The following is a 24,388-nucleotide window of genomic DNA, read 5'->3' as shown; positions in this document are numbered from 1 at the left end:
GCCCCCGCCCGCGCCCGTCAGTCCTCCCCGGCCTCGAGCTCGCCCATCCGCCGCAGCCGGGCCAGATCGCGGACGGTGATCCGGCGGTAGTCCGTGTCGACCAGGCCCTCCGTGCGCAGGTCACGCAGGGCCTTCTGGATGGAGGTCTCGGCGGCGCCGCAGATGCTGGCAAGCTCGGGCTGGGTGAGCCGCACGTCGATGACCACCCCGTCGCGGACCTGGCGGCCGTGGGTGCGGCAGAGCTCGGCGACGACCCGGGCGACCCTGATCTTCACCGGGTAGGAGGTGAAGTCGATGCGCCGCCGGTTGGACCAGCGCAGCCGGTCCGACACCATCGCCGCCAGCTCCAGCGCGGCGTCCGGGTGCTCCTTGAGGAACAGCTTGAACCGGTCGGGCTGGATGACCCGGTACGTCGCCGGCCCGCAGGTGGTGACGCTCGCCGAGCGGGGCCGGTCGTTGAGCGCCGACATCTCGCCGACGAGGTCACCGCCGACGCGCAGGGCCAGCAGTGCGGCCCGCCCGTCCGGAAGGGTTGCGGTGACCTTCGTCAGCCCCTCCTCGAGCAGCACCAGGTGCGACTCCCGTACGCCCTCGTGGATGACGATCTGTCCGGGCGGGACCCGCCGGCGCACCCCCAACTCCAGCAGGGCGGCACGAACCGGAGGGCCGAGCCGTTGCAGGAACGTGCCGTACGGCCAGGTGACGTCGGACAGTTCGGCTGGTCGTCGCATCAGCGCTCTCATCCTCCTCGGCCAACGACAGCCGTCGAAGCGTAGCCGGCCCTGCGCGTAGCGCGACGCCCGCAGGCGCAGGGCGGCGGCGACGGCGAGCTGGACGATCACCCACGCCAACAGGACGCCCGGCGGCCAGCCGACCGCGAGCAGCAGCTCCATCAGCCCGATCCTCATGCGGCCAGGACACCGGTCCGCCGCGTGCCGGACCCCCGAACAGGACGGGATGACGCCCCACCGACAGTTCCGGGCGATGCCGTACTTCTACGGGGTTCCGCCGGGCCCGCCCCGGTTCGATGTCCCCTGCGGTGCCCGCCTGTGGGGCGGGTCGGGCGACGAAGGGCGGCACGACGATGCGACATCCCGAGCGACGACTGTTGATCTCCGTGGACATGGAGCGGTACAGCCGGCGCACCAACCTCCAGCAGTACGAGGCGCAGAAGCACTTCCGGGAACTGCTGCACGAGGCGGCCGGCGACGTCGGCCTGGACCGGGTCGCCTGGACGACGCAGCAGGCCGGCGACGGCGAGCTGGCGATCCTCCCCCGCGACGTGGCCGAGTCCCGCGTCATCGGCCGCTTCGTACCGGAACTGAACAGGCGGCTGCGCAGCTACAACAGCAGCCGGGTGCCGGCCGCCCGGATCCGCCTGCGGGTCGCCGTCCACCAGGGACTCGTCCACCTCGACGGCGCCAACGGCTTCCCCGGCAACGCCGTCGTCCTCGTCTGCCGGCTGTGCGAGGCGGCCCCCGTGAAGCGGGCCCTGGCGGCCTTTCCCGACGCCGGGGTGGCGCTGGTCGTGTCGGCGGAGATCTACCGCGACGTCGTCACCGAGTACCCGGAGGAGATGCGCCCCGAGCGGTTCCGGCGGGTCGAGGTGGCCCACCCGGACAAGGGGTTCCGGGAGGACGCCTGGTTCTGCGTCGTGGACGAGGACATGTCCGCACTGCCGGCGGCGGAGGACGCCGGTACGCCTTCCCCGGCACCCGACTCCGCGGCGACGCCGCCCGCTCCGGGAGGCCGGGCCCCGGGTGGGGAGCCACCGGAGTCCCCGGCGACCCGGACGCCGCCGGGCGCGGGCGACATCCGCACGGGTGACATCCGGGTCGACGGCCAGAACGCGATCGGGCACGGCGCCACGGCGATCGGTTCCGTCGGGCGCGACCTGACCTTCGGTGGCGGACGGGGGGGCCGGGCACGGTGACCGCACCCCACTTCCCGTACCCGCACGTCGTCGACGACGACGCCGGCGACCCGGACGGGCCCCGGGACGCCCCCGGCGACGACGGGTACGACCGTCCCACGGAAGGTCCGGCGGCGGGCCCGGACCAGGACCCGCCGGACGGGCGGACGGACCCGGCGGACCCGGCGGACCCGGCGGCGGGGACCGGGTCGTCGGAGGGCGGCGAGGCGGACGAGCCGGAGGAGCCGCTCGACTCGGCGGACGTCATCCGCGGACTGGCCGACCTGCTCGGCGGCGCCACGATCGGCCTCGGCGACGTACGGGTACGGGGCCAGAACGCCACCGGGCACGGCGCCGTCGCGATCGGCACCGTCAACGTGACCACCGCGGGAGCCGACGGCACGGGGCGGATCTGGTACGAGAGCCTGAGCGGGAACGAGGTCGGGGAACTGGCCCAGGGGTACGCGCCGACGTCCAGCGACCAGCAGCTCGACCGCCACCTCAAGCGCCGCCACCTGGTGTGCCTGTCCGGCCCGTCCGCCAGCGGCCGGTTCACCTCCGCCGTCCTCGCCACCGCCCGCCGGCACGGGCTCGACCGCGCCTGCGTCCTCGGCGCGGAACAGCCCGCCGACCTGCTCGGGTCGAGCGAACGGTTGCCCGCCGGACGCGGGTACGTGCTCCGGCTCGCGGACAGCGCGGCGAACGCCGTCGACGGGTTCACCCTCGTGGCGCTCGCGGCCCGGGCCGAGGCGACCGGCATGACGCTGATCCTGGTCGGGGACTTCTCGCGGCGCGGTCAGGACCTCGCCGGCCACGTCGTGGAGCACCGGGTGCCGCCGGCGGTCGAGGTGTTCCGGGCGCGACTGCGCCAGCAACTGGCCGGGCTCTGCGTCGGCTGGTGCCCGGACGGATGCGACGGCACCTGCGTGGAGCGGTACGTCGACGACGAGTGCGTCACCCATCCGCTGCTCTCGGCCTACCTCGCCGGCGAGCCCCGGCCGGGCGAGGTGGTGCCCGTCGTGGAGCTGATCGCCCGGACGGTGCCGCACGGCCCCGCCCTGACCGAGCGGTTGGAGCAGCTGCTCCCCCGCCAGCTGCGGGAGCGCGCGGCGCAGATCCTCGACGCCGGCCGACCCGACGGCCCGGACGGGGTCGAGGCATGGGCGGCCGACCGGGCCCGCGCCTTCCGGCTGACCTGCGCCGTACTGGCCGGGCAGCCGGTGGCGGAGATCGACCAGGCGGCCCGGCGGTTGGCCGGGACCGACCCCACCGGGACCGCCTCCGTGGGACCCCGGCTGCGCGGCCCCGAATTGGACACGCTCCTCGGGTCGACGCTGCGCCAGGCCGTCGTCGTGGTCGGCGACGAACGCGCCGCGGGGGGCCGGCGGATCGAGTTCGGCGCCGGCAGCGAGCAGCTCCGTTCGACGTTGCTCGAGGTCGCCTGGACGGACTGGTGGCTGCCCGGGCAGCTGCTCGGCTGGCTGGCGGACCTGGTCCGCTCCGACGTGCCGGGGATCCGGCAGGCCGCCGCGGGCGCCATCGGCTGGTCGGCCGGGCGGGACGTGCGGGCAGCCCTGGAGACGGTCGGCGACCTGGCCCGGGAACGGCGGGCGGGCGTCCGGCAGGCCGCCGCCATCGTGCTGGTCGCGATGGCAATGCAACCCGGCCTGCGCCAGCGCGTACGGACCGAACTCGACCAGTGGGCCGCCGGACCGGCGGCGCACCTGCGGGACACCGTCGCGCGGGCGTACGGCCTCGGACTGGCCCGCCTCTGGCCCGACGCCGCCCTCGTGCAGTTGCGCCTGGTGGCGCAGGCCCGCATGCAGCGGCGGAACAACTCCGTGGTCCGGGGCCTGGTCGAGGTCTACCGGGACGGCCACGCGGCCACGCTCGTGCCGGAGCTGGTCGACTGGACCGCCTCCGACGACCCGGAGGTGCGGCTGCACGCGGCGCGGACGCTGCGCGTCCTCGCCGACCGCTGGGCCGAGCCACCCAAGGAGCACTGGCCGGAGCTGCTGGACCTCGTCCGGCGGCGGATCGTCAGCCCGGGCGACGTGGCCGCGCTCTGGGCCGTGGCGCTGGGCATGCCGCAGACGGCCTACCGCTCGTGGCGGACGCTCGGCTTCTGGCTGAACCGGGCGGACGGCAATCCCGAGGTCGCCGCCCACTGCGTGGCCCTGCTCCGGCACGTGATCGCCGGTCGGCCGCCGCTGCGGCACCGCCTCGACCACCAGGTCCGCCACGTCTGGCGGCCCATCATGCCGCGCAACGAACTGCTCGACGCCGTACACGCACTCATCGACGAGGACCTGTCATGACGACTCACCCCACCGGGCCAACCCCCACGGCATCGTTCGTACCGCCCCAGCCGGAGCGCCGCCGCTGGTGGCACGCCCTCTTCCCGCCTGTCGAACCGGTCCCTCCCGCCGGGCCACCGGCACCCCCGGTCCCCGACACGGTGACGTTCCGCCACGACGTGCCGCAGCCGATCCTGGTCCCCGCCAGGGGCGACGCCTTCGACTTCCGGCTGCACGCCGTCTACAACTGGACCGCCCAGAACATGCCCTACGAGGCGCTGCGGCTGCGGGCCGAGCGGTACCTCGCCTGGGCGGGTGGCATCGTCCGCGAGCGGGCGGTGGATCTGGCCCGCCAGTACGAGCCGCACCGCTCGCACGACCTGGAGCGGGCGCTCAACGACCGGCTGGCCGGTCAGCGCTGGCCCCGGGAGGGTGCCCAGCCCTACTTCTGGGTGCAGGTGCGGGTCAGCCCGGACGAGCGGGTGCGGGAGCGGCTGCGGCCGTACTGGGAGCAGCGGATCAAGCTCGAGTGCGACCATGAGCTGGAGAAGATCAGGGCCCAGCAGGCCGACGAGCTGACCCGCCGGTGGTGCGCCGTGCTGCAGAGCCTGGAGGACGATCCGGTCACCGCGCACGCGGCCCGGCTGACCGGTGAACAGTTCGCGGAGGTCTTCCGCCGGTACGTCGAGGAGCGCCGGGGGACGGTACCGGACCTGGTGCAGCTGCTGCGGGAGGCCGTGCGGGGGCACGGCGACCTCGGCATGGGGCCGTCGGAGTACACCGAGGCGTGGGACGCGGCGATCCGGACGTACGAGCGACGGCACGGGCTCTCCGAGCGGACGAACTGACCGACGGGCCCCTCCCGCGTACCGCCGGATCGTCGGCGCCTACCCCGGCGTCGCTGATCCGGCGGTCGCGGCGGGGGCTCCCGGACCGGCGGCTGTCGGCGGCACGGCGTCGCGCGGACCCCGCCGGCCGGCCCCTCGGCCGGCGACCAGGGCGGCCGCCAGGGTGAGCACCGCCCCGGCCAGCACCGGCAGCCGCAGGCCGGGGCCGCCCGGCAGCAGCGCGTCCAGCAGCAGGGCGCCGCCCAGTTGGCCGGCGACCAGGGCGAGCCCGGTGCGCAGCACGCCGACCGCCGGGACCCCGACCAGCAGAGCGGCCACGATGACGACGCCGAGCAGGCCGCCGGTGTAGAGGTACCAGTCGTCCGGCCAGGTCGGGCCCGGCCCGGTGAGGGCGCCGGCCAGCGCCGCGACCAGCAGCACGACGGGCGTGGCCGTGGCGAAGTTGACCACCATTCCGGCGGCGGCCGAGCTGGCGGCGGAGACCCGCGCGTTCAGCGCGGACTGGAGCGCGACACCGAGCCCGCCGGCCACGGCGAGCAGGACGAGGCCGAGGGCGAGGTCGCCGACGGGCTGGCCGAGCTGGGCCAGCGTCACGGCGGTCACGCCGAGCAGCGCGCCGGCCACCCGGGGCGGGGTGAGCGCCAGCCGCCCCACCGGCGCCAGCCCGGCCCGGTCGACGGCCAGCCCGCCGAGGCTGCCGCCGGCGACCTGGGCGATGGTGAAGACCGCCACCCCGAGCACCGGCACGATGTACGCGCCGGCCAGCACGATGCCCGCGCCGCCGAGCCCGCCCAGGTACGTCCACCAGGGCAGCCGGGCCCGGCGCAGCGCGGCCAGGCCGGTGCGCGCCGAGGGCAGCGCCAGGACCCCGAGGCCGACCAGCAGCGCCCCGCCGAGGTTGTTGACCACCGCGCCCAGGGTCGCGTTGCCGGCCCGCTCGCCCAGCTCGGCGTTGGCCGCGCCCTGGGCCGCCGAGGCGACGCCGGCGAGGGTGACCAGGGTCAGCGCCACCCACGGCGGCAGGGCGCGCGACACCGGGGACGGCGCCGGGGCACCCGCCGCCGTGGGCGAACGGCTCACAGCCGGCAGGCGTGGATGTTGGTGACCAGGATCGCGCGGGCCCCGAGCTCGTACAGCTCGTCCATGATCCGGTGCACGTCGTCGCGGAGCACCATCGCCTGCACCGCCACCCAGCCCTCGCGGTGCAGCGGGGAGACGGTCGGCGACTCGATGCCCGGGGTCAGCGAGCTGGCCCGGTCGAGCAGGCCGGCCGGCACGTCGTAGGCGAGCATCACGTAGCGGCGGGCGACCAGCACCCCGTGCAGCCGGCGCAGCAGCTGGGCGGCCTGCGGGTGGGCCTCGGCGTCGGCGCGGCGGACCAGCACCGCCGACGAGCGCAGCAGCGGCTCACCGAAGACCACCAGGCCGGCCTGGCGCAGCGTGGTGCCGGTCTCGACCACGTCGGCGACCACGTCGGCGACGCCGAGCCGGATGGCGTTCTCCACCGCGCCGTCGAGGCGGGTCACCTCGGCCTTGACGCCCAGCTCCGCGAGGTGCCGCTCGACGAGCCCCGGGTACGCGGTGGCGATCCGGTGCCCGCCCAGCTCCCGCACGTCGTCGACGTCCTCCGGGCGGGCGGCGAAGCGGAAGGTGGCCCGGCCGAAGTCGAGATCCATGACCTCCTCGGCAGGCGCGCCGGAGTCGATCAGCAGGTCCCGGCCGGTGATCCCGACGTCGAGGTCGCCGGAGCCGACGTAGGTGGCGATGTCCTTCGGGCGCAGGTAGAAGAATTCGACGTCGTTGGGCTCGTCCCGGCAGACCAGGTCCTTCGGGTCGGTGCGCTGGCGGTAGCCCGCCTCGCGCAGCATCTGGGCGGCCTTCTCGGCCAGGGCGCCCTTGTTCGGGATGGCGACACGCAGCATGACGGAGTGCTCCTTCGATCGAAAACTGATCAACGACGGGGCGCACTCACAGATGTCGGTAGACGTCCTTCAGGTCGAGGCCGCTGGCCAGCATCAGCACCTGGACCTGGTAGAGCAGCTGGGAGATCTCCTCGGCGGTGCGTTCCGGCCCCTCGTGCTCGGCGGCCATCCACGACTCGGCCGCCTCCTCGACGACCTTCTTGCCGATGAAGTGCACGCCCTTCTCGAGCGCGGCGACCGTGCCCGAGCCGGGGGTGCCCGCGGCGGCCTTGGCCTGCAGCTCGGCGAACAACTCCTCGAACGTCTTCACGCCGCGATTCTTCCAGCCGCCCCGACGGCGCCGGTGCGCCGGGTCAGGCCCCGCTCACCGACCGGGAACGCGGCACGACGGCGGCGCGGTCCCGGTCGGTCGGGGGTCAGCCGCCGAAGCCGACCCGGTGGCCGTTGCTGGCGAGGGCGCGGATGGCCAGGGCGGCGTCGAGGGCGGCGACGGTGGCCGACCAGCCCTTGTCCTCCGCCGAGCCGGGCAGCCCGGCCCGGTCCCGGGCCTGCGCGAGGTTGTCGACGGTCAGGACGCCGTGCGCGACCGGCTTGCCCTCGTCCAGCGCCACCCGGGTCAGCCCGTCGGTGACCGAGCGGCAGACGTAGTCGAAGTGGGCGGTGGCGCCGCGGATCACCACGCCGAGCGCGACCACCACGTCGCAGCGCCGCGCGAGGGCCTGGGCCACCACGGGCAGCTCGACCGAGCCGGCCACCCGGGCGGTGACCGCCCGGGCCCCGCACGCCTCGGCGGCGGCGACCGCCCGGTCGAGCATGTGGTCGGTCAGCTCGCCGTGCCAGCGCGCCGCGACCACGCCGACGGTCATCCCGGCGGCGTCCACCGCCGTCACCCCCGGTTCACCGAAACCCGCCATGCCTACGCTCCGATCTCGTCGCCGAGGACCGGGCGGCCCATCGGGGCCTCGGTCACCTCGTCCAGCTCGTCCAGCAGGTGCCCCATCCGGTCCCGCTTGGTGCGCAGGTAGCGCACGTTCTCCGGGTGCGGGCGCACCGGCAGCCCCTCGCGGCCGGTGACGGTCAGCCCGTAGCCCTCCAGGCCGGCGCGCTTGGCCGGGTTGTTGGTGAGCAGCCGCATCGAGCGCACCCCGATGTCGTAGAGGATCTGCGCGCCGGTGCCGTAGTCGCGGGCGTCGGCCGGCAGGCCGAGGTCGAGGTTGGCGTCGACCGTGTCCCGGCCCTGGTCCTGGAGCTGGTACGCCTGGAGCTTGTGCAGCAGGCCGATGCCGCGCCCCTCGTGGCCGCGTACGTAGAGCACCACGCCCCGCCCCTCCCGGGCGACCCGGTCCAGGGCGGCGTCGAGCTGCGGGCCGCAGTCGCAGCGCACCGAGCCGAACACGTCCCCGGTGAGGCACTCGGAGTGCACCCGCACCAGCACGTCGCGCCCGTCGCCGATCTCGCCCGTGACCAGGGCCACGTGTTCGGCCGAGTCGTGCTCGCTGCGGTAGCCCAGGGCCCGGAACACGCCGTGCCGGGTGGGCATCCGGGCGTCGGCGACCCGCTCGACCTGCTTCTCGGTCCGCCGCCGGTACGCGACCAGGTCGGCGATGGTGACCAGGGTCAGGGAGTGCTCGGCGCAGAACTTCTCCAGGTCGGGCACCCGCATCATGGTGCCGTCGTCGTTGACCAGCTCGCAGAGCACGCCGGCGGGGCGCAGCCCGGCCAGCCGGGTCAGGTCGATCGCGGCCTCGGTGTGCCCCGGCCGGCGCAGCACGCCGCCCTCGCGGGCCCGCAGCGGCACCACGTGCCCGGGCCGGGCCAGGTCGGCCGGGCCGGTGCCGGGATCGGCGAGCAGCCGGATGGTGTGCGCCCGGTCGGCGGCCGAGATGCCGGTGCCGATCCCCTCCCGGGCGTCGACGGTCACCGTGTAGGCGGTGCCGCGCCGGTCCTGGTTGGTGTGGTGCTGCGGCGGCAGGTCCAGCCGGTCGCACTCGCTCTCCGTCAGCGGCGCGCAGATGTAGCCGGACGTGTGGCGCACCATGAAGGCGAGCAGCTCCGGCGTCGCCAGCTCGGCGGCGAAGATCAGGTCGCCCTCGTTCTCCCGGTCGGCGTCGTCGACCACGACGACGGGCCGGCCGGCGGCGATGTCCGCCACCGCCTGCTCGATGCTCGCAAAGGTGCTCATGCCGCCACTCCGCTTCGCTCCGTGCCGCCATGAGGCACCACCACACCGAGCCTGATGATTCGCTCGCTCCGCTCGCTCATGCCGGCACTCCGCTTCGCTCCGTGCCGCCATGAGGCACCACCACACCGAGCCTGATGATTCGCTCGCTCCGCTCGCTCATGCCACGGCCTCCGAGTAGGTCGACGGGATCGGGGCGGGCGCCGGGCGGGCGGCCCGCGAGGTGCGCCACCAGGCGACCAGGCCCCAGGCGCAGAAGGCGCCGTAGACGAGGTACATGGCGGCCGAGGGGTAGAACCCGCCGCGCAGCAGCAGCGGCACGCCGACCGCGTCGACGGCGATCCAGATGAGCCAGAAGTCCACCCAGCCGCGCGCCATGCCGTACGTGGCGAGCAGGCTGCCGGTGAGGATCCAGGCGTCCGGCAGCGGCCCCCAGGAGCCGAGCGCGGCGAGCAGCGGGTACGCCGCGGCGGTGCCGATCCCGGCCGCGGCCAGCAGGGCGAGCCGTTCCCGGCCGGTGGCCCAGCGGGGCGCCACCGCGCCCCCGTCGCCGCCGCCGTGTCGGCGGTTGCGCGACCAGCGCCACCAGCCGTAGACGCTGAGCGAGAAGAAGAAGACCTGCCGGCCCGCCTGCCCGTAGAGGTCGTGCGCCTGCGGGGTGGCGAAGACGCCGCCCAGGAAGACGGTGAACAGCAGCGCGTTGCCGATCATGCCGACGGGCCAGGCCCAGACCAGCCGGCGCAGGCCGAACACCGCCGACGCCAGCCCGAACCCGTTGCCGACGATCTCCCGGACCAGCACCGGCGACCCGGCGATGTCGACCTGCGCGTGGAGCAGCCAGCCGAGCGGGCCCATCAGGCCGCCCCGCCCGTCGTGGCGGCGCCCGGCAGACCCGCGACCGGCAGCCCAGGAGGGCCGGCGTCGGGAACGGCGGGATCGGCCAGCCGGGCGCCGAGCAGCCGCTCGACGTACTTGGCGAGCACGTCCACCTCGAGGTTGACCGGGTCGCCGACGCCCCGGACGCCGAGGGTGGTCAGCTTCAGCGTGGTCGGGATCAGGCCGACCGCGAACCAGTCCGGGCCGACGCCGGCGACGGTCAGCGAGACGCCGTCGACTGTGATCGAACCCTTCTCCACCACGTACCGGGCGAGGGCGGCGGGCAGCCGGAACCGGACCGTCTCCCACTGCGCGGCCGGCTCGCGGGCGATCACCTCGCCGACGCCGTCGACGTGCCCCTGCACGAGGTGCCCGCCGAGGCGGCTGCCCAGCGCGGCGGCCCGCTCCAGGTTGACCGGGTCGCCGGCCCGCAGCGCGCCCAGCGCGGAGCGGCGCAGCGTCTCCCCCATCACGTCCGCGGTGAAGGTCCCGTCGGAGACGTCGACCACGGTCAGGCAGACGCCGTTGACCGCGATCGAGTCGCCGTGCCGGGCGTCCGAGGTGACCAGCGGGCCGCGGACCGCGACCAGCGCCGAGTCACCCGCCGTCTCCGTGATCCGGACGACCTCACCCAACTCCTCGACGATGCCGGTGAACATGTCAGCCCTCCCTCTTCCGGGGCAGCGCGGTGATCCGCAGGTCGGGTCCGACCTGCGTGACGTCGACGAACTCCAGGTCGATGGCCTCGGCGATGGTGTTCACCCCGGCGTCGACCAGGGCGGTCGGGCCGGCGCCGAGCAGCCGGGGCGCGACGTAGCCGACGATCTTGTCGACCAGGCCGGCGGCCAGGAAGGCGCCGGCCAGCTTCGGGCCGCCCTCCAGCAGCGCGGCGCGGATCCCCCGCCCGTGCAGCGCGGCGAGCAGCGCCGGCAGGTCGACCCGGCCGTCGGGCCCGGTGCCGACCTCCGCCGCGGTGGCGATCCACGTGCGCGCCGCGCCGTCGCGGACGCGGGCGTCGGCAGGCGTACGGCCCTCGGTGTCCACCACGACCCGCAGCGGCTGCCGGATGGCGAGCGTGCCGTCGCGCAGGTTGCGGGCGGTGAGCCGGGGGTCGTCGGCGAGGACCGTGCCGACCCCGGCGAGCACCGCGTCGACGGTGCCGCGCAGCGCGTGCACGTCCATCCGGGCGGCCTCGGAGGTGATCCACATGCTGGTGCCGTCGGCCGCCGCCGACCGGCCGTCCACCGTCGCGGCGAACTTCCAGATCACGTACGGCCAGCCCCGGCGCATCGAGGTGAGCCAGGCGACGTTGCCGGCCTCCGCCTCGCACGCGCGTACCCCCGTGTCGACCTGGATCCCGGCGGCGCGCAACGTGGCGGCGCCCCCGGTGGCGAGCGGGTTGGGGTCGGGCACGGCGATGACGACCCGCGCGACGCCGGCGCGCACCAGCGCGGTGCTGCAGGGGCCCGTGCGACCGGTGTGGTCGCAGGGTTCCAGGGTGACCACGGCGGTGCCACCACGGGCCCGCTCCCCCGCCTGGGCGAGCGCGACGATCTCGGCGTGCGGCCCCCCGGCGTAGGCGTGGAACCCCTCGCCGACCACCTGCCCCCCGGCGTCGAGCAGCACGCAGCCGACCACCGGATTGGGGCTGGTCGTGCCGAGACCGCGCGCGGCGAGTTCCACCGCGCGACGCATCGCCTCGTCCACGGAGACGCCGGCCATGCCCTGCCCTCTCACTCGCCGATCGACGCGCGGGCGGGCACGGGAGGCAACGGCATGGGGCCGCGAGCGTGCGGCGGCGGAGATCCGGGTACGGCGGGGCCGCCCCGGGGGGCGCGCACGGCACGCTGAACTCAGCGGCCGGGCAGGGCCCGTCCGTCCCGCGCGCTGTCTCCCATCCGGACTGTCTGGGGGCGGGGTTTCCCGCTCCCAACCGTCGGCCCCGGATTCTCACCAGGTCCACCGGGCGGCACGAGGCCGACCGGGTCGCGGGCTTACCACGGTCACACCGTGGATCACCGCCGGTTCGGAATTACACCGAGTCCCGCCAGCGCGTGGTGGGTACACGGGAAGTGTTACACGCCGGACGGGGGGTCGCGCCACCCGGGCGTGGTACTTCACAGCAACAGCGCACGAATCAGGTAACCCCGCGCCGGCGGTCCACCGCCACGTACGAGCCGGGTTGACTCTTGGCCACCGTCTTCATCTCGGAGGCGACCGCGATCGCCTCCAGCGGGTCGGTGAACCGCTTGCCGGAGTCGGAGAGGGACACGCCGATCGACAGGGTCACCAGGGCGGCGCGCCGGATGTTGCCCCGGCGGTCCTTCAGCTCCACGTAGCCGCGCGCGGCGTCGACCGGGTCGTAGAGCGAGTCGGCGGCCTTCTCGAAGTCGGCGGAGACCCGGGAGGTGAGCGGCCGGACCTGCTCCGGGGCGCAGACGATGACGAAGTCGTCGCCGCCGACGTGCCCCAGGAAGGCCGGCGGCAGCCCGACCGAGACCACCGCCCGGTGCAGGCTGCGGGCCAGGGCCGAGATGAAGTCGTCGCCGCGGACGAAGCCGTACCGGTCGTTGACGCTCTTGAACCGGTCGATGTCGATGTAGCCGACGGCGTAGTCGACCCCGCTGCGGACGCGGTCGGAGATCTCCCGGCGGATCCGGCTGTTGCCGGGCAGCCCGGTCAGCGGCGAGACCTCGCGGAACTCCTTGTTGCGGCGCAGCGTGGAGCTGACCCGGGCGACCAGTTCGGCGGTGTCGAAGGGCTTGACCAGGTAGTCGTCGGCGCCGGCGCTGAGCCCGTGCACCTTGTCCACCGTCATGCCCTTGGCGGTCAGCATGATCACCGGCAGGGCCGAGGTCATCGGGTCGGCGCGCAGCCGCCGGGTCAGTTCCAACCCGTCGATGCGCGGCATCATCAGGTCGACCACCGCCAGGTCGGGTCGCTGGCGCTCGATCACCTCGAGCGCCTCCTGCCCGTCGCTGGCGTGGATCACCTCGAAGCCGTGCAGCCGGAGGTTGAACGCGACGAAACGCGCGATGTCCTCGTCGTCGTCCACGACGAGGATGACGTCCGGGCGGTCGCCGGCCGGTTCCACGTCAGGCCCCGGGGGCGGCGTGTTCCGCGAGTGCCCGCAGCTTCCGGATGGCCTCGGCGGGGTCGTCGGCGCCGTAGACGGCGGTGCCGGCGACGAACGCGTCGGCCCCCGCCTCGGCCGCCTGGGCGATGGTGTCGGCGGCGATGCCGCCGTCGACCTCGATGCGCAGTTCCAGGTGGCCGGCGTCGACGTGCCGGCGGGCCGCACGCACCTTGTCCAGCAGCTGCGGGATGAACCGCTGCCCGCCGAAGCCGGCCTTGATGGTCATGATCAGCAGCGTGTCGAAGCTCGGCAGCAGCTCCAGGTACGGCTCGATCGGGGTGTCCCGGTCGATCGCCAGCCCCGCCTTGGCCCCCGCCGAGCGCAGGTCCTTGGCCAGGGCCACCGGGTCGTCGCACGCCTCGGCGTGGAAGGTGACGTTGTACGCCCCGGCATCGGCGTAGCCGGGCGCCCAGCGGCGCGGGTCCTCGATCATCAGGTGCACGTCGAAGGGCAGCTCGGTGGCGGCCCGCAGGCTCTGCACCACGGGCAGCCCGATGGTCAGGTTGGGCACGAAGTGGTTGTCCATGACATCCACGTGCAGCCAGTCCGCGGCGTTCTCGACGGCGCGGACCTCCTCGGCGAGGCGGGCGAAATCGGCGGCGAGGATGCTGGGCGCGACGATCGGCGGCGGTACGGTCACCGGGCCAGTGTACGAACGTGGCCGACGGCCGCCCGCAGCGCGGCCACCAACGGGACACCCGGTGACCCGACGGTGACCAGTGGTGCAGAATTGGTCCTCCCGGCTCGGCGAAACCGGACGAAGGGCCATCCGTGACTGGCCGGACGACGGAAACGCGGCGAGACTCCATCAGGGACGGTGACGTGAGCCGCACGCCCGCGCGGTGCCCCGGCGGCGGTCGACGCGTCAGCTCCCGGAAAGGGCGGACGATGCGACGGTGGCTCGCGGCGCTGGCGCTGGCCGGCACGCTGACGGTCCTGCTCTCCGGCTGCGTACGACCGGGCGGCTCCGACGGCGACCTCACCGACGACTGGCCGGCGCTGCGGGCGCCGCAGCTGTTCGTGCCGGCCACCGACGCCTGCCTGCCCCGGATCACCGCCGTCGTGCAGGCCCGCACCTACGAGGCGGTGGACTGCTCCCGCAACCACCTGGCCGAGACCGTGCACGTGGGCAGGTTCGCCGGGCCGGCCGCCGACGGCGACCGGCCCGAACCGGGTTCCGCGACCCTGCGGCCCGCCCGCGCCGAGTGCGACCAGCGTGCCCGCGAGGTGCTCGGCGGCGACTGGCACGCCGCCCGCGTCACCCTCACCGTCGCCCTGCCCTCCGCCCCCGCGTGGCGCGCGGGCGCCCGCTGGTTCCGCTGCGACCTGAGCGAGACCGGCAGCATCGACAACACCCGGCCGGTGAACCGCACGGGCAGCCTGCGCGGCGCGATGATCGGCGACTCCCCGCTGCTGCACCGCTGCTTCGACCCCAAGCTGATCGGCGACAACCTGAACTACATGGCGCCGGTGCTGTGCACCGAGCCGCACCGCGCTGAGTTCGTCGGCGTCTACCTGGAGCGGGACATGACCTGGGCCGAGTTCGGCCGGTCCCACCGGCAGGCGCACACGCGCTGCATGGCGCTCATCGCCGCCTTCGCCGAGGTGCCCGTCAACAGCGACCTGCCGTACCGGGCGGGCTCGATCTTCTATCCCCCGTCGCAGCGGGAGTGGCAGGAGGGCGACCGGGGCGTGCGCTGTTTCCTGTGGAGCGACGACCGGAAGCTGACCCGCTCCATGCGGGGCGCCGGCCCGCAAGGGTTGCCCGCGAGCTGAGCGGGGGTGCCGTATGCTGCCGCACCGTGGCGTGTCCGGCCGCCTCCGCGCCGGCGGGACCGCCGCGCTGGCCGCCGCCGGGTGCGGCCCACGAACGGCGGGAGGTCGGGATGCGACGGTGGTGGACGGCGGCCACGGTGGGCGCGGTGGCGGCCCTGACGCTCGCCGGTTGCGGCACCCCGGCCGGCACCGACCGTGACCTGACCGACGACTGGCCGGCGCCCGCCGCGCCGCAGGCGTTCGTGCCCGCCGCCGGGGTCTGCCACGCCGGCGTGCAGGACGTCGGCTACCTCACCGCCTACCACCCCGTCGACTGCGCCGTGTCGCACCGCACGGAGACCGTGCACGTCGGCACGCTGACCGGGGCGGGAGCCGACCGGGTCACGCCCCCGCCGGCCGGCTCGGCCGGCATGCGCGCCGCCCGCGCCGAGTGCGACGCGAAGGTCAACGAGGTGGTCGGCGGCGACTGGCGCTCGGGCCGGCTCGGGCTGAGCGTGGTGCTGCCGTCGCCGCAGGCGTGGGGCGGCGGCGCCCGCTGGTTCCGCTGCGACCTGAGCGAGCAGACCAGCCTCGACGAGGCCGCCGCGAAGGCCCGCACGGGCAGCCTGAAGGGCGCGCTGACCGGCGCCGCCCCGCTCGCCCACCGCTGCTTCAACCCCAAGACGCGGGCCGACGAGGTGCGGGAGATGGTGCCGGTCGCCTGCACCAGCAAGCACCGCGCCGAGTTCGTCGGGGTGTGGCAGGCCCCCGACACCAGCTACGACGACTTCGGCCGGGACACCCGGAAGGTGCACCGGGCGTGCCGGACGCTCATCGCGAAGTACGCGAAGGTGCCGGACAACGGCGACCTGCAGTACCGGGCCGGCTCGATCTACTACCACCCGTTCGAGCGGGAGTGGCGCAACGGCAACCGGGGCGTGCAGTGCTTCCTGTGGGTCAGCGACCGCAACCTCACCCGGTCGGTGAAGGGCGCCGGCACGAAGGGCCTGCCGGTCACCTGAGCGGGGCGGTCGGCGTGGCCGACCGCCCCGACCCCGTGGTGTGTCAGCTGGCCTGCAGCGTCACGTCGTCGACGACGAAGCTGGTCTGCAACGAGGCGTCCTCCGTGCCGGTGAACTTCAGCGTCACCGTCTGGCCCGCGTACGCGGCCACGTTGAACGACCGCTGCGTGTAGCCCGCCGCCGCGTTCAGGTTCGAGTACGTCGCCAGCGTCGTCGAGCCCACCTGCACCACCAACCGGTCGTACGCGGTGCTCGCCGTCGTCTCCGCCGTGTCGACGTGCAGCCAGAACGACAGCGTGTAGCTCGCACAGCCCGCCGGGATCGTCACCGACTGCGACAGCGTCTCCGTCCGCGTCGAGCCGTAGCCCAGCAGCCACGCCTTGTACGAGCCCGTCCGCGCCGGCTGGCGGGTGTCGTTGGTGATCACGCCCGACGACGCCGTCCACGGCGACGAGCCGCTCTCGAACCCGCCGTTGCCGATGAGCTGCCCACCTGAGCACCCGCCGCTGCCGCCGACGGTCAGGGTGTAGCTGGCCGAACGCGAGACGCCCCCGGAGCCCGCGCCGGTGACCGTGACGGTGTAGGTGCCCAGCGTCGCCGAGGCCGACGCGCTGAGCGTCAGGGTGGCGGAGCCGCCGGAGGTGACCGACGACGGGCTGAACGAGGCGGTGACGCCGGCCGGCAGGCCGGTCGCCGACAGGCCGACCGTCTGGGCCGTGCCGGCGGTGGTGGCCGTGGAGACCGTCGCCGTGGTCGACGTGCCCCGCTGCACCGAGCCCGACGTCGGGCTCACCGCGACGGAGAAGTCGTTGGTCGCCGAGCCCACGGCGAGCTGCCAGATGGCGTACGCGATCCCGTCGGCGCTGCGGTTGAGCACCGTGGCGCTGACGTTCGAGGTGGTGTCGCAGGACCGGTGGTAGCAGGGGTCGTACGCCGAGCCGGACGTGCCGCCCCACTTGGTGGCCTGCGCCGAGGTCTTCCGGGCGCTGGCGCCCGCGGCGTACCCGGAGGTCTGGATGCCGGCCTGCGCGAACGGGTAGTCGTCGGAGCGTCCCTGGCCCTCGACGTTCTCCTCGGGCTGGATGTTCAGGGAGTCCCAGTACGCCTTCAGCGGGGCGGCGGTGGCGGAGGTGATCCGGTTGATGAAGTAGCCGCCGTTGACGGAGCCGATCATGTCGAAGTTGTAGTAGCCCTTGATGTAGCCCCGCTGGGTGGCGCTCAGCGAGCGGACGTAGAAGTCCGAGCCGTTGAGGCCCTGCTCCTCGTCGGTCCACCAGGCGAACCGGACCCGCTTGGTCATCGTCGGGTTCTGCTGGGCCAGCACCAGCGCGTTCTCCAGCAGCGCGGACGATCCGGTGGCGTTGTCGTTGATGCCCGGGCCGGCGGAGACGCCGTCGAGGTGCGAGCCGAACATGACGACCTGGTCGGCGGGGCCGCCCGGCCACTCGGCGATCAGGTTGTTCGACCGGTACGTGCAGTCGGTGCAGACCTGCTCGGTGACCGTGTAACCGGCGGCCTGGAGCTTCGCCTTGACGTACGCGACGGAGGCCGTGTAGCCGGCGGACCCGGCCCGCCGGTTGCCGCCGTTCTGGGTGGCGATGGTCTGGAACTGCGTGAGGTGGGCCTGGACGTTGGCCACCGCGATGTCCGGCGCCGCCAGGGCCTGCGCGGCGGGCGCGAGCACACCGACGGACGGGGCCGCCGACGCCGGCCCGACGGCCGGTGCGACCGCGGCGGCGGCGAAGACGGCGAGTGCGGCACCGACGGTCAGGACTCTTCGTTTCATGGACACTCCTCGATAGGTGACGACATGATGCCACCTTGGAGCGCGTTTTGGGGAGACAGTGGAGGGACGGCGATTCCCGCCGCCGGCGCGCGGTGCGCACGACGGCCCCGGGCGTCGCCGGCCCGCCCCGGGCGGGGCGGACCGGTCTGTCCCGTGCGCCCCGCTCAGGTGCGGCGGAGCATCGCGAGGAACATCGCGTCGGTGCCGTGCCGGTGCGGCCACAGCTGCACCGTCGGCCCGTCGCCGAGGCCGGGCATGCCCGCCGGCAGCAGCGGTCGGGCGTCGACGAAGTCGACCGGCACGCCGGAGCGGCGGGCCGCCTCGGTCACCGTCACGTGCGTCTCCACGGTGTGCGGGGAGCACGTCACGTAGGCGACCAGCCCGCCCGGCCGGACGGCGCGCAGCGCCGCGGCGAGCAGCTCACGCTGCAACCGGGTAAGCGGCGGCAGGTCCGAGGGCTGGCGCCGCCAGCGCGACTCCGGGCGGCGGCGCAGCGACCCCAGCCCCGTGCAGGGCGCGTCGACGAGCACCCGGTCGAAGTGCGCCTCCGGCAGCTTCGGGTCCGCGCCGACGGTGCGGCCGTCAATGTTCAGCACGCTCACGGGCAGGCCCCGGGTGGCCTGCTCGACCAGCCGGGCCCGGTGCTCCGAGACCTCGACCGCGGTCAGCCGCGCGTCCCGCTGGGCGGCGAGGGCGCCGAGCAGGCCCGCCTTACCACCCGGCCCGGCGCACAGGTCCAGCCAGCGCCCGTCCGGGCCGTCGAGCGGGGCCACCGCCAGGGCGTTGGCCACCAGCTGGGAGCCCTCGTCCTGCACGTGGGCGCGCCCCTGCGCGAGCGCCGGCAGGTCGCCGGGCGCCCCACCGGAGAGATAGACCGCGTACGGGGAGAAGGCCCCCGGCGCGCCGCCTGCCTCGTCGGCCAGCTCCGCCGGATCGGCCAGCCCGGGCCGGGCGCACAGGTGCACCGGCGGGCGCTCGTTGTCCTCGATGAGCAGCCGGGTGGTCTCGCCCAGGTCGCCGCCGAGCGCCTCGGCGAAGGCCCGCACGATCCACTGCGGATGGCTGTACGCCAGGGCCAGGTGCCCGATCGGGTCGCTCTCCGCCGACGGGGCCAGCTTGGCCACCCAGGCGTCGGCGTCGCGGCCGGCCACCTCGCGCAGCACCGCGTTGGCGAAGCCCGTCGCGCCAACACCCACCGACTTGACCAGGTCGACGGTCGAGGAGACGGCGGCGTGCGCCGGCACCCGCGTGTGCAGGAGCTGGTAGGCCCCGAGCCGCAGCGCGTCGCGCACCGGCGGGTCGATGCGCTGCACGTCCCGCCCGGCGGCGTCGCCGAGGATCGCGTCGAGGGTGCCGAGGTGGCGCAGCGTGCCGTAGGTCAGCTCGGTGGCGAAGGCGGCGTCCCGGCCGACCAGCCCCGCGTCGCGCAGGAGTGACGGGAGCACCAGGTTGGCGTACGCGTCGTCCCGGTGCACCGCCGCGACCGCCTCGTAGGCCACCTGGCGGGGCAGGTCCACCGCCGGGCGGGCCGGGGGACGTCGGCCGCCGTCGCGGCGGTCACCGCCAGACCGGGCACCCCACTGGCCGCCCCGCGCCGGCCGCTCACCGCGCCGTTCGCCGGAGGAGCGGTCGCCCGAGGGCCGTTCCGAAGTGCCCGTCACGCGACTTCCTCCCCCGCGGCGACCCGGACGCCCCGCGCCCAGTCGGTCGCCGGCATCGCCCGCTTGCCCGCCGCCCGGACCTCGCCGAGCCGCACCGGGATGGTGGCCGTGCCGGCCAGCACCCGGGACTTCTCCACCAGCAGCTCGCCCGGCTTCAACTCCGGGCCGTCGGGCACCGGGGTGACCGGGCCCAGCTTGACGCGCTCGCCCCGGAACGTCGTCCACGGGCCGGGCGCCGGAGTGCAGGCCCGGATCCGCCGGTCCACCGCGAAGGCGGGATCGGACCAGCGCACCCGGGCGTCCTCCACGGTCAGCTTCGGCGCCAGCGACACCCCGTCGGCGGGCTGCGGCTCGGCCCGGGCCGTGCCGTCGTCGATCGCGTCGAGGACGGCCACCAGCAGGCCGGCGCCGGAGTGGGCCAACCGCTCCAGCAGGTCGCCGGACGTGTCGGCCGGGCGGATCTCGTCGGTCAGCGTGCCGTAGACCGGACCGGTGTCCAGCCCCTCTTCCAGCTGGAACACGCTCGCCCCGGTCAGCTCGTCGCCGTGCAGCACGGCGTGCTGCACGGGCGCGGCCCCGCGCCAGGCGGGCAGCAGCGAGAAGTGCAGGTTGATCCAGCCGTGGCGGGGGATCTCCAAGGCGGCCGGCGGCACCAGCGCGCCGTAGGCGACCACGGGGACGCAGTCGGGGGCCAGCTCGCGCAGCCGGTCCTGGAACTCCGGCTCACGCGGCCGGGCGGGGGTGAGCACCTCGATCCCGTGCTCGTCGGCCCACGCCCCCACCGGGGAGCGAACCAGCCCGCGACCGCGCCCGGCGGGGGCGTCCGGCCGGGTGACCACGGCGACGAGCTCGTGCCGGGAGGCGGCCACGGCGGCCAGGGCGGGAACGGCGACGGCCGGCGTGCCGGCGAAGATCACGCGCACCGGCTCACCGCCCCAGGCCGAAGGGGCTGCCCGAGGCGTGGGGGTTGAGCTTGACCGTCGGTGGGGTGGTCGGGTCGTACCACTCCGCCTGGCGGATCGCCTTCATCGCCTCCTTGCGCCCGGCCGGGTCCAGCCGGTCCACGAAGAGCACCCCGTCGAGGTGGTCGGTCTCGTGCTGCACGCAGCGGGCCATCAGACCGGTGCCGACGATCTGCATCGGGTCGCCGTAGCCGTTGAAGCCCTTGGCGATCACGTTCTGCCGGCGCTTGGTGTCGAAGTAGAGGCCGGGGATGGACAGGCAGCCCTCGGGGCCGTCCTGCTCCTCGGCGTCGGGAAACTCCAGCACCGGGTTGACCAGGTGGCCGACCACGTCGTCAACGTCGAAGGTGAACACCCGCAGGCCCACACCGAGCTGCGGCGCGGCGAGGCCGGCGCCGTTCTGCTCACGCATCGTGTCGGTCAGGTCGGCGACGAGCTTGCGCAGCTCGACGTCGAAGTCGACCACCGGATCGGCCGGCGTGCGCAGCACCGGATCCCCGAACAGACGGATGGGCTGGACGGTCACTCGGCATGGCTCCTTCGGCGGGCGGACTGGTGCCGTACCAGTCTACGGAGTGCCGTCGGCCGCCCCGGCCGGCGTACCGCGAAGCGGCGCGGCCCGTCGCGTGTCGATGGTCACCGGGAGGCGCCCATCACCGCACGGGAAGCGGCTCAGACTGCGGTGCCCGGCTCCCCCGCCAGGACCGCGTCGCCGCCGAGCAGGGCGTGCTCGGGCAACGGCAGCTCGATGGAGTGGGCGGCCTCCCAGTCGTGGATCAGACCGGGCCGGGCCTGGGCGGCGAAGTAGTCCACCGCGCTCATCCCGCCGACCACCGGCTCGTCCACCTCGGCGACGAGCTGGGCCGGCACCAGGCGGAAGCCGTTCTGGAGGGCGGCGCTGAGGCGGCGGTGCCCGTCGACGACGAAGAAGTACTCGCCGGTGTAGCCGATCCGCAGGGGCTCCAGCGCCTCGTCGCCGGCGGCGGCCACCTCGCCGACGAACTCCGAGTCCCACAGGTCGCGCAGGTGGGCGATGTCCTCGGTCGGGTAGACGCGGGCCGGGTCGAGCAGCAGCAGCGGCGGAGCGTCGCGCAGCACGTCCGCGCACAGCCGACCCTCGTACGCGTCGATGATGTGCTCGATGACCTCGGAGGCCGAGGCGCGGGTGGTGTCGCAGATCAGGTCGTAGTTGCGCAGCCGGGCCTTGTCCACCCCGTAGCGGACGATGAACCGGCCCCGCTCGCTCTCGCTGCGCTCCAGCAGCTTGGCCTTGGCCTCCTCCATCGAGGCGTAGCTCTCGGCCGGGCCGGAGGGGCGGGCGAGCACCCGTCGGGCCGCCTCGCCCGGCTCGGTGATCATGTGCACCTTGAGCGCGTCGGTGAAGAAGTGCCAGGCCAGCCGGGAGTCCATGACGAGCCGCTCGCCCGAGGCCGCGATGTCCCGCTGGAGCTGGTCGACGTAGCCGTCGACGGCCTGGTCCAGCTCCGCGTGCAGGTTGAGCTGGAGCGCGGTCATCTGCCGCTCCTGCGCCATCTGGCGGTAGAGGTCACCGACGCTGACCCGGCGCAGGCCGAGCCGCTCGGCGATCACCACGGAGACGGTGCTCTTGCCGCTGCCGAGGTCACCATTGAAGACGATCGACTGACGAACGGTCACGACTGGTCCACCCCTGATCACCGGCTGTTTGGAATCATCGACACCGCGCCGAACCGACGCGCTCCCGCCATCGTCGCGCGATCCTGCGACGACCCCGGCTCGGCGCGGTGTGGCGCCGTGCCGCGACCTGGAGCCGTCGTACGCCCGGGCATGACGGGCGATGCTATCACCCGCGTGTCGACACACCGCCGGACACGGCGTGCGACGACGGGCCAGGTCGGGCGGTGGGTGCGGCGCCGGATCGGCCGGGCCGTCGGTCAGAAGAGGGCCAGCGGGTCGACCTGGAGGCGGACCGGCTCGGCGGCCTTGCGGGCGGTGCGCACCCCCGCCGCCGAGTGCAGCGCGCCGGCCAGCGCGCCGGCCCGGGCCCGGGGGACCCGGACCAGCATCCGCTCGCGCTCCCCGTCGGCCGGCACCGGCCCGAGCAGCTCGGCCTCCGCCGGCAGCCGGGCCTCGGCCAGCAGGTCGGCCACGGCGGCCGGCAGGCCGGTCACGCTGGCCATCCGCACCGCGGGTGGGAAGCCCAGCTCCCGCCGTTCGGCCAGCTCCCGGGCGGCGAACCAGCCGGCGTCCCAGCGCAGCAGCGCCTGTACGGGGGCGAGGGCCCCGTCGGCGACCACCACCACCCGGCCGCCGGCGGCGGCGGGACGGGCCAGCGCGGCGGCCGCCAGCCAGCGGCGCAGCGCCTCCTCCCCCGCCCGCAGGTCGGCCCGCGTGAGCAGGGCCCACGAGTCGAGCAGCAGCACCGCCCCGAAGCCACCGTCGGCGACCGGCTCGGCGCCGGGGGTGGCGATGACCAGGCCGGCGCCGCCCGGGACCGTGGCCAGCACCTCCTCCCGCCCGGAGGTACGCACCGGCACGCCGGGGAAGGCCCGGCCCAGTTCCTCGGCGGTGCGCCGGGCGCCGGTGACGGAGGCGCGCAGCCGCCGCCCGCCGCACTCCGGGCAGGCGTACGCGGCGGCGACCCGCCCGCACCAGCGGCAGGCCGGGGTGCCCTCGGCGGAGGGCAGCGCGAGCGGGCCGGCGCAGTGCGGGCACCGGGCCGGGGTGCGGCACTCGGCGCAGGCCACCGACGGCAGGTAGCCGCGGCGGGGCACCTGCACCAGCACCGGCAGGTCCGCCCGGAGCGAGTCCCGGGCGGTGGTCCAGGCCAGGCTGGGCAGCCGTGCGGTGGCCGCCCCGGGGTCCCGGGCCAGCTGCGGGTCGTCGCCCGTCGGCGCGATCGCCGGCATCCGGGCCCGGAGGGTGGCCCGGTCGGCCACCACCTCGCGGGCCCATCCGGTCTCCACCAGCAGCTGCGCCTCGGCGGTGCGGGTGTAGCCGCCCACCAGCGCCGCGGCGTCGCCGAGCTGGGCGCGGGTGAGCAGCACCTCCCGGGCGTGCGGATAGGGGGCCCGGGGTTCGGCGTGCAGGTCGTCGCCGTCGTCCCAGATCGCCACCAGCCCGAGCCGGGCGACCGGGGCGAACATCGCGGCCCTGGTGCCGACCACCACCGCCACGTCGCCGCGCCGGGCGGCGAGGAACGCCCGGTAGCGCCGGGCGGGACCGAGCGCGGCGGAGAGGCAGACGTGCCGCCCCGGGCCCAGGGCGTCGTGCAGGGCGGCGTCGAGACGGTCCAGGTCGCGGTTGTCGGCGACGACCACCACCGCGCCCCGGCCGCCGGCCACGGTGGCGGCGACGGCCTCGGCGTACCGGGCGGGCCAGTCCTCCCCCGGCAGCGCCGACCAGACGGCCCGGGCGGCCCGGCCGTCGGCGAGCGCCCGGAGCAGGGCCGGCCCGGCCGGGTAGTCCCGCCAGGCGTCGGGACCGGGCCCGGCCGGCGCGACGGGGTCCGCCGGGGCCGGGCCGGGTCGTGGCGGGTCCCCGCCGGTGGCCTCCGCCGGTGCGGCGGGGTCCACGTCGGGGGCGGCGGGGCCCTCGTCGGGGGCCGCGGGGTCCTCGTCGGGGGCCGCGGGGTTCTCGTCGGGGGCCGCGGGGTTCTCGTCGGGGGCCGCGGCGCGGGCGCGGACGTCCTTCTCCACGCGGGCGTGCCGGGGTGGGACGGCGAGGCGGAGCACGTCGGCGAGGTTGCCGGCGTAGCGGTCCGCGACCGCCCGGGCCAGCCGGGCGACCTCCGGCGCGAGCACCGGCTCGGGCGAGACGACCTTCTCCAGGTACGCCAGGCGGCCGGTGTGCCCCGAGTCGTCGGCCCGCTCCAGCAGCCAGCCGTCGACGAGCTGCCCCGCGAAGCGGACCTTCACGCGTACGCCGGGGACGGCGTCGGCGTCCAGCTCGGCCGGGACGAGGTAGTCGAACGGGCGGTCCAGGTGGGCCAGGGGGACGTCGACGCAGACACGAGCGACCGGCGACCCGTCCGCGGGTCGCCGGTCGCTGCGC

General features: G+C 75.3%; 22 protein-coding genes and 1 riboswitch. Of the genes, 5 read left to right on the top strand and 17 right to left on the bottom strand.

Features of this window, described 5'->3' with window-relative positions:
* Positions 1 to 17 precede the first annotated feature (17 nt).
* Positions 18 to 908: a Crp/Fnr family transcriptional regulator gene (locus AC0OO9_RS25710; protein ID WP_484512972.1), complete on the bottom strand. Its 891-nt coding sequence runs from the start codon at positions 906 to 908 to the stop codon at positions 18 to 20.
* 176 nt (positions 909 to 1,084) lie between these two features.
* Here AC0OO9_RS25710 and AC0OO9_RS25705 point away from each other — a divergent pair, with 176 nt between their 5' ends.
* The 3 genes from AC0OO9_RS25705 to AC0OO9_RS25695 are packed head-to-tail and all read left to right on the top strand — an operon-like array spanning position 1,085 to position 5,057.
* On the top strand, positions 1,085 to 1,933 hold the full coding sequence (locus AC0OO9_RS25705) for a hypothetical protein (RefSeq protein WP_484512970.1): 849 nt from the start codon (positions 1,085 to 1,087) through the stop codon (positions 1,931 to 1,933).
* Positions 1,930 to 4,230, top strand: coding sequence for a hypothetical protein (locus AC0OO9_RS25700; protein WP_484512968.1), 2,301 nt, complete (start codon positions 1,930 to 1,932; stop codon positions 4,228 to 4,230). The genes AC0OO9_RS25705 and AC0OO9_RS25700 overlap by 4 nt, the downstream gene beginning before the upstream one ends.
* On the top strand, positions 4,227 to 5,057 hold the full coding sequence (locus AC0OO9_RS25695; protein ID WP_484512966.1) for a hypothetical protein: 831 nt from the start codon (positions 4,227 to 4,229) through the stop codon (positions 5,055 to 5,057). The genes AC0OO9_RS25700 and AC0OO9_RS25695 overlap by 4 nt, the downstream gene beginning before the upstream one ends.
* Positions 5,058 to 5,096: 39 nt before the next feature.
* On the opposite strand, the gene AC0OO9_RS25690 is transcribed toward AC0OO9_RS25695, so the two are convergent.
* The 10 genes from AC0OO9_RS25690 to rpe all read right to left on the bottom strand — a co-directional run bounded on the left by AC0OO9_RS25690 (position 5,097) and on the right by rpe (position 13,810).
* Complete coding sequence (locus tag AC0OO9_RS25690; RefSeq protein ID WP_484512964.1) at positions 5,097 to 6,137, bottom strand: DMT family transporter; 1,041 nt, start codon at positions 6,135 to 6,137, stop codon at positions 5,097 to 5,099.
* On the bottom strand, positions 6,134 to 6,979 hold the full coding sequence (hisG, locus tag AC0OO9_RS25685) for an ATP phosphoribosyltransferase (protein WP_132240187.1): 846 nt from the start codon (positions 6,977 to 6,979) through the stop codon (positions 6,134 to 6,136). Before hisG ends, AC0OO9_RS25690 begins: the two co-directional genes overlap by 4 nt.
* Before the next feature lie 46 nt (positions 6,980 to 7,025).
* Positions 7,026 to 7,289 carry a phosphoribosyl-ATP diphosphatase gene (locus tag AC0OO9_RS25680; protein WP_088947482.1) on the bottom strand — a complete coding sequence of 88 codons (264 nt, stop codon included), beginning with the start codon at positions 7,287 to 7,289 and terminating at the stop codon, positions 7,026 to 7,028.
* A 106-nt stretch (positions 7,290 to 7,395) separates the two neighbouring features.
* On the bottom strand, positions 7,396 to 7,893 hold the full coding sequence (gene ribH / locus AC0OO9_RS25675) for a 6,7-dimethyl-8-ribityllumazine synthase (RefSeq protein ID WP_484512962.1): 498 nt from the start codon (positions 7,891 to 7,893) through the stop codon (positions 7,396 to 7,398).
* A 2-nt stretch (positions 7,894 to 7,895) separates the two neighbouring features.
* The gene (locus AC0OO9_RS25670) at positions 7,896 to 9,161 is read right to left on the bottom strand and encodes a bifunctional 3,4-dihydroxy-2-butanone-4-phosphate synthase/GTP cyclohydrolase II (RefSeq protein ID WP_484512960.1); all 1,266 of its coding nucleotides are present in this window, start codon (positions 9,159 to 9,161) and stop codon (positions 7,896 to 7,898) included.
* A gap of 156 nt (positions 9,162 to 9,317) precedes the next feature.
* Positions 9,318 to 10,013, bottom strand: a complete 696-nt coding sequence (gene pnuC / locus AC0OO9_RS25665; protein ID WP_484512958.1) for a nicotinamide riboside transporter PnuC — start codon at positions 10,011 to 10,013, stop codon at positions 9,318 to 9,320.
* Positions 10,013 to 10,693 (bottom strand): riboflavin synthase, encoded by a 681-nt coding sequence (locus tag AC0OO9_RS25660; protein WP_484512956.1) that lies wholly within the window; start codon positions 10,691 to 10,693, stop codon positions 10,013 to 10,015. Before AC0OO9_RS25660 ends, pnuC begins: the two co-directional genes overlap by 1 nt.
* A gap of 1 nt (position 10,694) precedes the next feature.
* Complete coding sequence (ribD, locus tag AC0OO9_RS25655) at positions 10,695 to 11,756, bottom strand: bifunctional diaminohydroxyphosphoribosylaminopyrimidine deaminase/5-amino-6-(5-phosphoribosylamino)uracil reductase RibD (protein ID WP_484512954.1); 1,062 nt, start codon at positions 11,754 to 11,756, stop codon at positions 10,695 to 10,697.
* A 160-nt stretch (positions 11,757 to 11,916) separates the two neighbouring features.
* A riboswitch (FMN riboswitch) is annotated at positions 11,917 to 12,090 on the bottom strand.
* Between the two features lie 81 nt (positions 12,091 to 12,171).
* A complete protein-coding gene (locus AC0OO9_RS25650) occupies positions 12,172 to 13,128 on the bottom strand; it encodes a GGDEF domain-containing response regulator (RefSeq protein WP_121395205.1) in 957 nt (318 codons plus the stop codon).
* 1 nt (position 13,129) lies between these two features.
* Complete coding sequence (gene rpe, locus AC0OO9_RS25645) at positions 13,130 to 13,810, bottom strand: ribulose-phosphate 3-epimerase (RefSeq protein WP_357579344.1); 681 nt, start codon at positions 13,808 to 13,810, stop codon at positions 13,130 to 13,132.
* A 248-nt stretch (positions 13,811 to 14,058) separates the two neighbouring features.
* Here rpe and AC0OO9_RS25640 point away from each other — a divergent pair, with 248 nt between their 5' ends.
* Both AC0OO9_RS25640 and AC0OO9_RS25635 read left to right on the top strand, forming a co-directional pair.
* Positions 14,059 to 14,946 (top strand): septum formation family protein, encoded by an 888-nt coding sequence (locus tag AC0OO9_RS25640; RefSeq protein WP_484512952.1) that lies wholly within the window; start codon positions 14,059 to 14,061, stop codon positions 14,944 to 14,946.
* Positions 14,947 to 15,056: 110 nt separating this feature from the next.
* Positions 15,057 to 15,947, top strand: coding sequence for a septum formation family protein (locus AC0OO9_RS25635; RefSeq protein WP_484512950.1), 891 nt, complete (start codon positions 15,057 to 15,059; stop codon positions 15,945 to 15,947).
* A gap of 43 nt (positions 15,948 to 15,990) precedes the next feature.
* On the opposite strand, the gene AC0OO9_RS25630 is transcribed toward AC0OO9_RS25635, so the two are convergent.
* The 6 genes from AC0OO9_RS25630 to AC0OO9_RS25605 all read right to left on the bottom strand — a co-directional run bounded on the left by AC0OO9_RS25630 (position 15,991) and on the right by AC0OO9_RS25605 (position 24,327).
* On the bottom strand, positions 15,991 to 17,733 hold the full coding sequence (locus AC0OO9_RS25630) for a M28 family peptidase (protein ID WP_484512949.1): 1,743 nt from the start codon (positions 17,731 to 17,733) through the stop codon (positions 15,991 to 15,993).
* Positions 17,734 to 17,897: 164 nt separating this feature from the next.
* Complete coding sequence (locus tag AC0OO9_RS25625) at positions 17,898 to 19,436, bottom strand: RsmB/NOP family class I SAM-dependent RNA methyltransferase (RefSeq protein ID WP_484518045.1); 1,539 nt, start codon at positions 19,434 to 19,436, stop codon at positions 17,898 to 17,900.
* Entirely contained in the window at positions 19,391 to 20,317 is a 927-nt protein-coding gene (fmt, locus tag AC0OO9_RS25620; RefSeq protein WP_484512947.1) for a methionyl-tRNA formyltransferase, read from the bottom strand. The genes AC0OO9_RS25625 and fmt overlap by 46 nt, the downstream gene beginning before the upstream one ends.
* A 4-nt stretch (positions 20,318 to 20,321) precedes the next feature.
* Positions 20,322 to 20,882, bottom strand: a complete 561-nt coding sequence (def, locus tag AC0OO9_RS25615; RefSeq protein ID WP_132240175.1) for a peptide deformylase — start codon at positions 20,880 to 20,882, stop codon at positions 20,322 to 20,324.
* A gap of 146 nt (positions 20,883 to 21,028) precedes the next feature.
* Positions 21,029 to 22,012: an AAA family ATPase gene (locus tag AC0OO9_RS25610; RefSeq protein WP_421458280.1), complete on the bottom strand. Its 984-nt coding sequence runs from the start codon at positions 22,010 to 22,012 to the stop codon at positions 21,029 to 21,031.
* 257 nt (positions 22,013 to 22,269) lie between these two features.
* Positions 22,270 to 24,327: a primosomal protein N' gene (locus tag AC0OO9_RS25605; protein ID WP_484518044.1), complete on the bottom strand. Its 2,058-nt coding sequence runs from the start codon at positions 24,325 to 24,327 to the stop codon at positions 22,270 to 22,272.
* Positions 24,328 to 24,388: the final 61 nt, after the last annotated feature.

The organism is Micromonospora sp. USAFONa4 (assembly GCF_057197825.1).
Note: the sequence above shows the minus strand (reverse complement) of the source record. Positions and strands in the feature narration are given on the sequence as shown.